Source organism: Arsenicibacter rosenii (assembly GCF_001870735.1).
Taxonomy (GTDB): domain Bacteria; phylum Bacteroidota; class Bacteroidia; order Cytophagales; family Spirosomataceae; genus Arsenicibacter; species Arsenicibacter rosenii.
Genome location: NZ_MORL01000017.1, coordinates 101,694 through 113,980 on the forward strand (window position 1 = coordinate 101,694; position 12,287 = coordinate 113,980).

Annotated in this window: 6 protein-coding genes; all 6 read left to right on the forward strand. The window is 51.5% G+C overall.

Features of this window, described 5'->3' with window-relative positions; genetic code table 11:
* The first annotated feature begins 50 nt into the window (after window positions 1-50).
* The 6 genes from BLX24_RS22605 (at window position 51) to BLX24_RS22630 (ending at window position 12,206) form a co-directional block, all read left to right on the forward strand.
* The gene (locus tag BLX24_RS22605; RefSeq protein WP_071505482.1) at window positions 51-3,335 is read left to right on the forward strand and encodes a S41 family peptidase; all 3,285 of its coding nucleotides are present in this window, start codon (window positions 51-53) and stop codon (window positions 3,333-3,335) included.
* 280 nt (window positions 3,336-3,615) lie between these two features.
* Window positions 3,616-5,616, forward strand: coding sequence for a DNA topoisomerase (ATP-hydrolyzing) subunit B (gyrB, locus tag BLX24_RS22610; protein WP_071505483.1), 2,001 nt, complete (start codon window positions 3,616-3,618; stop codon window positions 5,614-5,616).
* Between the two features lie 438 nt (window positions 5,617-6,054).
* The gene (gene ppk1 / locus BLX24_RS22615) at window positions 6,055-8,382 is read left to right on the forward strand and encodes a polyphosphate kinase 1 (protein ID WP_071505484.1); all 2,328 of its coding nucleotides are present in this window, start codon (window positions 6,055-6,057) and stop codon (window positions 8,380-8,382) included.
* A gap of 209 nt (window positions 8,383-8,591) precedes the next feature.
* Window positions 8,592-9,824 (forward strand): NupC/NupG family nucleoside CNT transporter, encoded by a 1,233-nt coding sequence (locus BLX24_RS22620; protein WP_071505485.1) that lies wholly within the window; start codon window positions 8,592-8,594, stop codon window positions 9,822-9,824.
* A 173-nt stretch (window positions 9,825-9,997) separates the two neighbouring features.
* Entirely contained in the window at window positions 9,998-11,677 is a 1,680-nt protein-coding gene (locus tag BLX24_RS22625; protein WP_071505486.1) for a long-chain fatty acid--CoA ligase, read from the forward strand.
* A gap of 37 nt (window positions 11,678-11,714) precedes the next feature.
* Window positions 11,715-12,206 carry a metallophosphoesterase family protein gene (locus BLX24_RS22630; protein WP_071505487.1) on the forward strand — a complete coding sequence of 164 codons (492 nt, stop codon included), beginning with the start codon at window positions 11,715-11,717 and terminating at the stop codon, window positions 12,204-12,206.
* Window positions 12,207-12,287 lie beyond the last annotated feature (81 nt).

A 12,287-nucleotide genomic window follows, 5' to 3' on the forward strand; every position in this document is an offset into this window, starting at 1 on the left:
GCGTCTGGCTTTTTTTGTAGCTTTAAGGTGATTCACGATTCAGGTACACTATGAAATTACTGTCTACTTTTCTGGCGGCTGCGCTGTCGGTGGCGGCCTATGCCCAAAAGCCGCTCTGGATGCGATATCCATCTATCTCGCCCGACGGACAAACCATTGTCTTCAGCTATCAGGGCGACATTTACAAAGTTCCGGCCGCAGGCGGACAGGCCGTTCCGCTGACCATTCATGAAAGCTACGATTACATGCCGGTCTGGTCACACGATGGTAAGTCAATTGCCTTTGCCTCAGACCGGTATGGGAACTTTGACGTGTTTGTCATGCCGGCTGCCGGTGGTGAAGCAAAACGGTTGACGTTCCATTCGGCCAATGATCTGCCGTCGGATTTTACACCGGATAACCAGCGGATTATCTTTTCGTCGGCGCGTACAGATGATGCTGCCAACGCGCAGTTTCCGATAGGGTTACTGGGCGAGCTCTACAGCGTTCCTGTCGCTGGTGGCCGGACCAGAATGGAGCTGACTACGCCCGCCGAAATGGCCCGTTACAGCCGCGATGGCCGCACATTGCTCTATCACGACATCAAAGGCTATGAAGATGCTATGCGCAAGCACCACACCTCATCGGTCACCCGTGATGTGTGGGCGTATGACGCCTCGTCGGGAAAACATACCAAACTGACGAATTTTATCGGTGAAGACCGGAATCCGGTGCTGGCTGCCGACGGCCAAACGATTTACTACCTCAGCGAGCAGACCGGCTCGTACAATGTGCACCGTATGCGGCTCGACGATCCTGCTCAGACCAAACCGGTCACTACCTTCACCAAACATCCGGTGCGTTTTCTGTCGCTGGCCGACAACGGTACCCTCTGCTTTGGTTTTGATGGCGAAATTTATACCCTGTCGCCCGGCGGTCAGCCGCAAAAGGTGGCTGTTCAGATCATGAACGACGGCCGGTTGCTGAGCGAAAAGATTGTTCCCGTGAGTAGTGGCGCTACCGAAATGGCACTGTCGCCCAATGGAAAAGAAATTGCGTTCATTGTCAGAGGAGAAGTCTTTGTGACTTCGGTTGAAGGAGGCATCACGAAACGCATCACCAATACGCCGGAGCAGGAGCGGTCGGTGAGCTTTAGTCCCGATGGCCGTACTCTGTTGTATGCTGCGGAGCGGAACAACAACTGGAATATTTATAAAAGCAGTGTTGCCCGGAAAGAAGAGCCGTACTTCTATTCGTCAACGGTGCTGACCGAAGAGCCGGTAGTGGCGACCGATGCCGAAGAGTTTCAGCCCGCCTTTTCGCCCGACGGGAAAGAAGTAGCGTATCTGGAAGAGCGGGTCGTGCTGAAGGTTGTTAATCTGGCTACCAAAGCAACGCGTACGATCCTGACAGCAGACAAAAACTATTCGTATTCTGATGGCGATCAATATTACCAGTGGTCGCCGGACGGGAAGTGGTTTCTGGTCGATTTTGCCGCCTACAACATTTTTACGTCGGATGTCGGCCTGATTGCTGCGGATGGCAAAAGCCCGGTGGCGAATCTGACCCAAAGCGGCTACAACGAAAGCGGGGCCAAATGGTCGCTGGGCGGTAAGGCATTGATCATGAGCTCCGACCGCGACGGCATGAAAAACCACGGCAGCTGGGGCGGCGAAGGCGATGTATATGCCATGTTCTTTACCAGAGAAGCCTTTGACCGGTTCAAGCTCAGCAAGGAAGATTTTGCGCTGCTGAAAGAAAAAGAAGAAAAAGAGAAAAAAGAGGAGGACGCAGCCAAAGCTGCAAAGGCAGAAACGGTGAAGAAAGAAGCCGGTAAGGCCGGGGTTGCTGCTACTGACAAGAAGGACGATACCGCGCTGAAAATCGAGCTCGACGGGATCGAAGACCGGAAGGTGCGCCTGACGATTCACTCGTCAAACCTGGCCGATGCCGTTATGTCGAAAGATGGCGAGAAACTGTTTTACCTCGCCCGCTTCGAGAAAACCTCCGATCTGTGGGTGACCGAGCTACGCACGAAAGAAACAAAGATTCTGGTTAAGGACGCCGGTTCGGAGCTGGAACTCAGCAAAGACGGTAAATCCCTGTTTATCCTGTCGGAACGGGGCATTACCAAAGTCGATGCAGAGTCGGGTAAAAAGGAACCGGTGACGATCAATGGTGAAATGAATCTGAGTTATCTGGGTGAAAAAACGTACATTTTCGATCATGCCTGGCGGCAGGTGCAGAAGAAGTTTTACGTCACCGACCTGCACGGCGTCGACTGGAAATATTATCGCGATGCGTACCGGAAGTTTCTGCCGTCTATTTCAAACAACCGCGATTTTGCCGAGATGCTGAGCGAACTGCTGGGTGAGCTGAACGCGTCGCACACGGGTTGCCGGTATGCGCATCCGCAACAAAACATGGATGCCACGGCATCGCTGGGCTTGTTCTACGATCAGGCTTTTACCGGCGACGGGCTGAAAGTGACAGAAGTGATCCGGAAGGGCCCGCTCGACCTGGCCGCGTCAAAAGTGAAAGCGGGGGTGATTATCGAAAAAATTGACGGGCAGCCGATTACGGCATCCCTGGATCACAACCAGCTGTTAAACCGCAAAGCCGGTAAAAACACCTTGTTGTCGCTGTATGACCCGGCCGTAAATGTGCGCTGGGAAGAAACCCTGAAGCCCATATCACTGGGTGAAGAAAATGAACTGCGTTACCAGCGCTGGGTGCGCACCCGCCGCGAAGAAACAGAACGGTTGTCGGGCGGCAAGGTCGGTTACGTACACATCCGCGGCATGAACGACGCGAGCTACCGGACAGCCTACGAAGAGATTCTGGGTAAGTGCGCCGACAAGGAAAGCATCATTGTCGATACGCGGTTCAACGGCGGCGGCTGGCTGCACGACGATCTGGCAACGCTGCTGAGCGGTCAGAAATACATTGAGATGGTGCCGCGTGGCCAGAAAGGGGGGCATGAGCCGATGCGGAAGTGGATAAAACCGTCGGTTGTGCTGGTTGGCGAAAGCAATTATTCCGATGCCCACATGTTTCCGTATGCCTATCGGGCCAACAAAATCGGCAAGATTGTTGGTATGCCGGTACCCGGAACGGGGACTGCGGTTTGGTGGGAAAGCCAGATCGACCCGAGTCTCGTATTCGGTATTCCGCAGGTTGGTATGGTTACGACCGATGGTAAGTACATGGAAAATACCCAGTTAGAGCCCGATGTACTGGTACGGAATGAGCCGGAGTTACTGTCAAAAGGCCGTGATCAGCAACTGGAAAAGGCCGTTGACGAACTGCGTACCAACCGACCGGTTGCGATCTTGCCGAACAACGGTCAGGAATAATACTTTTTTTGGATTTTAACCCATTCGCCGCTGAATCGGGGCCAAAGGCTGACGGGCGGTTGCAAAATATGGTTAAATCAATCTGAAAATGGAAAAAGGTGTAAAAGTCTGGCTTTTTGTCAGACTTTTTTGTTTTGCGAAAAAACGTGTATATTAAATCGTTCGCCCGGAAATGGGTAGGAAATGATCGGTTTTTTTTGTATTTTTACAATCTTAAAGCAGAGTACACGCACGAATAATCACTACCTGTACACACGGATTATTGATCCTACTGAATGGTATGACAAACGAAATAATTGACACAGACGTCCTGACCGACGCAAACGACCGGAGTAACTATGGTGCCAGCAATATCCAGGTGCTTGAGGGGCTTGAAGCCGTGCGCAAACGCCCGGCGATGTATATTGGTGATGTAGGCATAAAAGGATTACACCATCTGATCTGGGAGGTTGTAGATAATTCCATTGATGAGGCTTTAGCAGGCTACTGTGATACAATCCACGTAACAATCAACGAAGATAACTCGATTACTGTCCGTGATAACGGCCGGGGCATTCCGACCGGATTGCACAAAACCGGTAAATCGGCGCTGGAAGTCGTTATGACTGTTCTGCACGCGGGCGGCAAGTTTGATAAAGATACCTACAAGGTATCGGGTGGTTTGCACGGGGTAGGGGTATCCTGCGTAAACGCATTGTCGACGCATTTACGGGTTGAAGTACACCGCGACGGGAAAGTTTTCGAGCAGGAATACCAGACCGGCCACCCTATGTACGACGTACGGGAGATCGGTACCGCTGACGATACGGGAACGATTGTCCGTTTTAAGCCGGATGGCAGCATTTTTACCGAAACCGTTTACCGCTACGAAACCGTTGCCGGCCGTCTGCGCGAACTGGCATTCCTCAACAAAGGTATCCGCATAACACTGACTGACCTGCGTGAAAAAGACGAAAACGGTGAGCCAATCAACCGGTCAGAATTTCTATCGGAAGGTGGTCTGATCGAATTTGTTAAATACCTCGATCAAAGCCGGCCATCGCTCGAAGGCATGGATCCGGTTTACATGGAAAGTGATAAAGGCAGTACACCGGTTCAGGTGGCACTGGTGTATAACATGGAGGCCGGTGAAAACATCTCCTCGTATGTGAACAACATCAATACCATCGAAGGCGGGACACACGTACAGGGCTTCCGTACGGCGCTGACACGCGTACTGAAAAACTATGCCGATAAAAACGCAGCAAACCTGCCGAAAAATGCCGGAAAGGTTACGTTCGACGGGGGGGACTTCCGGAAGGGCTTGACCGCCGTTATTTCGGTAAAAGTAGCTGAACCTCAGTTTGAAGGGCAGACTAAAACAAAGCTCGGGAACAGCGACGTGGTGAGCGCCGTAAGCCAGGCCATGTCGGATATGCTGGAAACATGGCTGGAAGAAAATCCGAAAATCGCCCAGTCTATTATCCGTAAGGTACTGATTTCGGCACAGGCACGGATTGCTGCCGAACTGGCCTATAAGCGCATCATGACAGACCGGAAGGACTTCATGAGTGGTATGGGCCTGCCGGGTAAACTGGCCGACTGCTCGGATACCGATCCGCGTCATTGCGAATTGTATCTTGTGGAAGGTGACTCGGCCGGCGGTTCGGCCAAACAAGGCCGTAACCGGGCGTTCCAGGCTATTCTGCCGCTTCGGGGTAAAATCCTGAACGTAGAAAAAGCCATGGAGCACAAAATCTACGAAAACGAAGAAATTAAGAACATCATCACGGCGCTCGGTATCCGTCTGGAACGCGTTGGCGACGAAACGGTGATGAATCTCGATAAGCTGCGCTACCATAAGATCATTATCATGACCGATGCCGACGTGGACGGCAGCCACATCCGGACGCTGATTCTGACCTTGTTCTTCCGTCACCTGCGGTTACTGATCGAGCATGGCTATGTCTATATTGCCCAGCCACCTCTTTATCTGGTGAAGAAAGGGAAGGAAGAGCGTTATTGCTGGACCGAGGCGCAGCGTGAAGTGGCCGTCCGCGAGATTGCGGGTGCCGGTCGCGAAGAAAACGTTCACGTACAGCGCTACAAAGGTCTTGGCGAGATGAACCCTGAGCAGCTTTGGAGTACTACCATGGATCCGGATAAACGGAGCCTGAAGCAGGTAACGATTGAGTCGGCCGCTGACGCCGATCACGTATTCTCCATGCTGATGGGTGATGACGTAGCTCCCCGCCGTGACTTCATCGAGCGCAACGCGAAGTACGCCCGCATCGATATTTAATGCCGTGGGATCGTCCCCGCGCGGTCGCCCAAAACATAATACACCACAACCGTAGGGGCGACCCCATGTGGTCGCCCCCGCGTGGTCACCCGAAACAGCAAACGGAGTATACAGCGAAATAGTGGTGGCACGACTTTAAGTCGTGCCACCACTATTGTTTTAATACCATTTCTCCCCACAAAACGCCTTCCTGCAAAAAGCGGAAATCAGTACGCGCTCTGTGTATCCGTTCCTGAATGATTGGTCAACAACAAAACGGAAAATAGAAATTTTACAATTTGTTAGCAGTCAGCCGGAAATATTTGTTATCTATGAGAGTTATATTTGTAAAATGACGGCAAACCTACCCGTCAAAGCTGTGTGATTGTATACAGTCGGCGATATATTTCATAAGCGCTCTGTGCAGGTTGAAATAGTAAAAATCCTAAACGTATTCTCATGAATCCACATAAAATAGTAACTAATCTTATCTCCCGGATCGGTCAGCGTACTGTAGAACCCGTACCTGCGAAAGGGGATAGTAAACTTGCGGCGAAAGCCACCGAAAAAGCAATCAGTGTCATCGACCAGAGTAATTACCTGAGCCGCGACCTGAGTTGGCTGAAGTTTAATGAACGTGTACTCGATCAGGCCCGTAACCCTGACCGGACGGTTATGGAGCGCCTGAAGTTTCTGGCGATCACGGCCTCCAACCTGGATGAGTTTTTTACGATCCGGGTGGGTAGTCTGTATAATTACCTGGACTACGGCAAAGAACGGGTTGATTACTCAGGGCTGCGGGAGTTACCGTTTAAAAAAGCGCTCTTCCGGGCTGTGCATCAGTTTAATAAAGATCAGCACAGCCTGCTGATGAACGATCTGCTGCCTGTTTTTCCGGAAAACGGTCTTCAATTAGTACAATATGGCGATCTGAGCCAGGAGGAGCAGGAAGAGGCAGATCATTACTTCGACCGGACGATTTATCCAACGCTGACACCGATGCTGTATGACTACACGCATACGTTTCCGGTGTTGCTGGCAAAGGTCCTGATTTTCGGGGTGGTGACGCAGAACCCCGAAGCCAGGGTGGTTAAGAAAAAGCAGATTGCGGAAGAAGACGATCACCACCGGCTATCGTTTGTGCAGATTCCCGCCAACCTGCCCCGCTTCCTGACCATCGAACGCGAGGAGGAGGGCAAAGACCCGATTATGTTGTTCCTGCCGATCGAAGAAATTGTGCGGCATAACATCAAAAAGCTATACCGGAATGTTGAAATTCTCTCGGTAAACCTGTTCCGGATTACCCGCAACGGCGATTTTACCCTGGAAGAAAGCGATGACGTTGAGGCTGACTTTATCGACGAGATCCGGCAAAAAATTAAAAACCGGCGGCTTGGCCGCGTGGTACGGGTTGAAATAGAGCCGGGCGCGTCGGAGTGGATGAGTAATCTGCTGAAAAAGAAATGGGAGATCGACGATTATAACCTGTTTGAAGCGGCGTCGCTGATCGACTTTACGAGCCTGTGGCAACTCATTAAACATCCTGATTTTAAGGATAATATGCCGGCGCCACACTCGCCGGTTCCGCCGCTTGGGTTAGGCCGCGAAAAAATCAAGGATATTTTCGAGACCATCAAGGAGCGGGATATACTGCTGCATCATCCGTACAATAATTTCGAAGCCGTACTGCAACTCCTGGAGCAGGCTGCCGAAGATCCGAACGTACTGGCGATTAAACTGACTATTTACCGGCTGGCGAAAAACTCCCGTGTGACGGATGCGCTTCTGAAAGCCGCCGAAAACGGGAAACACGTGTCGGCACTGTTTGAGGTAAAAGCCCGGTTCGACGAAGAAAATAACATCCACGAGGCCCAGCGGCTTCAAAAAGCAGGCTGCTTCGTGATCTACGGCATCAGTAGTTTTAAAACCCATACGAAACTGCTGCTTGTGGTCCGGAATGAAGGAAGCCGCGTGGTGCGGTATGCGCACCTGTCGAGCGGGAACTACAATGAAGAGACCGCTAAACTGTATACCGACATTGGCTTACTGACCGCCGATGATGTCTATACACACGACATCTCCGAGTTCTTTAACGTCATTACCGGCCACTCGCTGCCCAATGATTATCAGTACCTGATTACGGCCCCGCGGGATATGCGTAAACAGCTGATCCGGCTGATTCAGGCGGAGGCCGAAAATGCCCAGGCTGGTAAGGACAGCGGAATTTGTATTAAGATTAACTCTTTGGAAGACAAGGAAGTTATCGATGAGTTGTACCGCGCGTCGCAGGCCGGTGTACCGGTCCGGCTGATTGTCCGGGGTATCTGCTGTTTGCGGCCCAAACGGGTTGGATTGAGTGAAAACGTCACTGTCCGGTCGATTGTCGGGGATTTTCTGGAACACACCCGGATTTTCTATTTCCACAATAACGGCAATCCGAAGATTTACGGCGGCAGTGCCGATGTGATGGTCCGCAGCTTCGACCGGCGGCTTGAGTCGCTGTTTTTCCTGGCCGATCCGCGGGTTCGCAAGCAGTGTATGCAGATCCTGGAATTTAACCTGCGCGATAATATCAACGCGTATGAACTGAATGAGGATGGCAACTATAAAAAGTGTGAAGTAGAGGAGGGGCAGGAGCCATTCAATGCGCAGAAACGTTTCTTCGACATGACCGAGTCGGATATCAAGGATGTGGTGTGTCTGTTCAGAAAAGACGAAGCTGAAAAAGAGGAAACGCCGGAAGCACAAATTGAAGAATCGGCAGCTCAGGCAATTGCTAACCTGTAGGAAAAAATAATTTGTTTTCAGGCTGAGGCCGTATGCGGGAACCACCCGGGCATACGGCTTTTTTATGTCCGGGTGTCTTTAAAAAGTACTAAAAAAGGGGAGAAGGACCGGCTGTCTGTCAAAGTATTCTCCTAAAGCCCATCGGTAAAGGCATAAACTTTGTATCTTCGCAGGACCTAATTGAAACTTTTATCATCTAACAACGCTAAATGGAGCGCTTCACCGGGCTTATCGGCATTGTCCTGATTCTGGGCATTGCCTTATTGATGTCTAATAATCGCCGTGCAATTAATTTAAGAACCGTAGGAGTTGGACTGGGCCTGCAATTTGGTCTGGCGATTTTTGTATTAAAAACCGATGCCGGCCGGAACCTGTTCAGCGCACTAGGCGACTTTGTCAAAAAACTACTGGATTTTGCCGATAAAGGTGCCGATTTCGTATTCGGTCCGCTGGTAAGCACAACCCTGCTCAGCAAGACGTTCGGACAGCCAACCATCTTTTTCTTTAAAATTATCCCGACCATCATTTTCGTAGCCGTACTGGTGAATATTTTCTATCACCTGGGCATCATGCAACGGGTTGTCGCCTTTATGGCCCGGATCATGAAATGGCTGATGGGTGTGAGTGGTGCTGAAGCATTATCAAACGTATCGAGTGCGTTTGTGGGGCAGGTAGAGGCCCAGATCATGGTAAAACCGTACCTGAAAGGCATGACCAACTCCGAACTGCTGGCTTCTATGGCGGGTAGTTTTGCGTGTATTGCCGGTGGCGTAATGGCCATCTACATCTCGTTCGGGATTCCGGCCGAGTACCTGCTGGCCGCCAGTATCATGGCCGCCCCCGGGGCGCTGGTAATCAGTAAAATTGTTTTTCCAGAAACGGAAGTATCTGAAACACAGGGGTCGGCGAAAGTTGATATTAAGAAAAACCACGCGAACCTGCTGGACGCCATTGCCGCAGGAGCCAGCGAAGGGCTTAAAGTAGGGTTCAACGTAATTGCGATGCTGATCGGGTTTATCGCCCTGATCGCCCTGATCGACGGGATTCTGTTTAAACTAGGAGAGGTGGCTGGTTTTCCGGCGCTAAGCCTTAATTTCCTGTTGGGGAACCTGTTCTCGGTATTTGCCTGGGCCATGGGCGTTCCGACCAAAGATATTCAGGCGGCCGGTGCGCTGATGGGTACGAAGATGGTAGTCAACGAGTTTGTTGCCTATCTTGATCTGATTAAGATGAAAGATACGCTTGATCCGAAAACAGTAGCTATCACCAGCTTTGCCCTGTGCGGGTTTGCCAACTTCAGCTCCATTGCCATTCAGGTAGGGGGCATCGGCGAGCTGGCCCCAAGCCGCCGCAGTGATCTGGCGCGTCTGGGCTTCAAAGCACTTATCTGTGGTACTTTAGCCAGCTACATGTCGGCTACGCTGGCAGGGCTCCTGCTCTGATACATAGCAAACAAAACAGCCAGGCCATCCTTTCGGTAAGAAGGGATGGCCTTTTTTCGTTAATTCATACACATTTTATCCCGGATCGCCCTTTTTGCTAAACAATTGCTTGTTTGATGCGCGTTGTTTGTATAGCTTTCATTCAAGAATTTCCTGGTATAGCCTAATTGGTCATGATCACGACAAAACTAATCCCACGTACGGCATCGGCTCATGAGCCGCCCATGCTTATCAAACAATTACTGGCCCAATCACTGAAATACGAGCCACAGCGCGAAATCATATACCGCGATTTATTCCGGATGAACTATGTCACCTTCAACGGCCGGGTCCGGAAACTGGCGAATCTGCTGGGTAGCCTGGGCGTGAAGGGAGGCGATACCGTAGCAGTAATGGACTGGGACAGCCATCGCTACCTCGAATGTTTTTTCGGCGTGCCGTGTGTCGGGGCAATCCTGCATACCATCAACGTACGTTTATCGCCGGCGCAGATTCTCTATACAATGAATCATGCCGAAGATAAGGTTCTGCTCATTCATGAAGATTTTCTGCCACTGCTGCATGCCGTAAAAAGCCAGCTGACAACCGTTGAATCAATCATTATCATCAGCGACAAGGTTTATGCCGAAGGCGGATCGGTGGAGGTGCCCGAAGGGTTTGCCGGGGAGTATGAGGCCCTGCTCAGTGATCAGTCTGAGGCCTGCGATTTCCCGGACTTCGACGAAAATACCTGGGCGACCACCTTTTATACAACCGGGACAACCGGTAATCCGAAGGGTGTATACTTCTCGCACCGGCAGTTGTTTATGCACACCATGGGCCTGATGAGTTATGTGTGTGGCTATCAGGCGGTGCCGTTCAGCGCGCTGGCCGACGTGTATATGCCGATTACACCGATGTTCCACGTCCATGCCTGGGGCTTTCCGTTTCTGGCGACGATGCTGTCAACAAAGCAGATTTATCCGGGACGTTACGAGCCTGAAATGCTGCTGAGGCTGCTTCTGAAAGAAGGGGTAACGCTATCGCATTGCGTGCCAACTATCCTGAATATGCTGGTTAGCAGTCCGGCGGCGCAGCAGTTTAAACCGCAGCTGAGCAAATGGAAGGTGATTATCGGCGGTTCGGCCCTGACGAAGGGGCTGGCCAAAGCCGCACTTGAACTGGGCATTCAGGTGTATGCCGGTTATGGGATGTCTGAAACTGCGCCGATTATGTCGGTGACGTATCTGAACGATCTGGAACGGCCGTTGCCTATCGACGAGCAAGTCGATCTGCGTACGCTGGCCGGCCGGATTTCTCCTTTTATAGATATGCGGCTCATGGACGATAACGGGCAGTTTGTGCCCCACGACGGGCAATCGCTGGGCGAAATTGTGGCGCGCGGACCGTGGCTGACACAAGGTTATTACAAGGAACCGGAGCGGGCCGAAGACCTGTGGCGGAATGGCTGGCTGCATACCGGTGACGTGGCCAGTATTACGCCTGATAACTGGGTTCACATTGCCGACCGGACCAAAGATGTAATCAAGACAGGAGGGGAGTGGGTGTCGTCGCTCGATATTGAAGACTTGCTGTCGCAGCAGGCGGGCGTTGCCGAAGCGGCTGTTATCGGGTTGCCGGACGAGAAATGGGGCGAGCGGCCCTATGCACTGGTCGTATTGAAGCCGGGCGTTGAGGCCGCTGCCGAAGCATTGCGGAGTCAGTTACAGGCGAAAGCAACGGCCGGCGAAATCAATAAATGGTATGTGCCCGACCGGATTGTGTTTGTCCCTGAGATTCCGAAAACGAGTGTTGGCAAAATAGATAAGAAACGAATTCGCAGTGAGATGAAAGATGTGCTGCTGAACGGTTAATTTTGCGGCAGCTACCATTCATAACACAGTACAGACAATGACCCGCATCGGCTTGCTTTCCGACACGCACAGTTATCTTGATCCGCAGATTTTGAGCCATTTTGATGATTGTGATGAGGTTTGGCACGCAGGCGATGTGGGTCAACGTGCTGTATTAGACCAGTTAACAGCCTTTAAGCCGTTGCGGGTCGTGTGCGGCAACATCGACGGTGAGTCAAGCGATCTGCCTTCGCATCAGCGGTTCCGGCTTGAGGGTTTTGATATCTGGATTACGCATATCGGCGGTACGCCGCCAAAATATAACCCCATTGTCCGGCCAAACCTGCAGATTGATACGCCGGATATCTTTATTTGTGGCCATTCACATATTCTTAAAGTAGTCCGTGACCCGAAGATGCGGAACCTGCTTTACATGAATCCGGGAGCGGCCGGAAAAACCGGTTTTCATGTAGTCCGCACCTGCCTCCGTTTTTCGTTACACAACGGGCAAATTTCTGATATGCAAGCCATTGAACTGGGTCGCAGATAAACCATTTCACCCCCCCGATAGTACAAAATCAGCCAAAAGGCGTATACCAATCTGTAGGGGCGACCCCACGTGGTCGCCCGC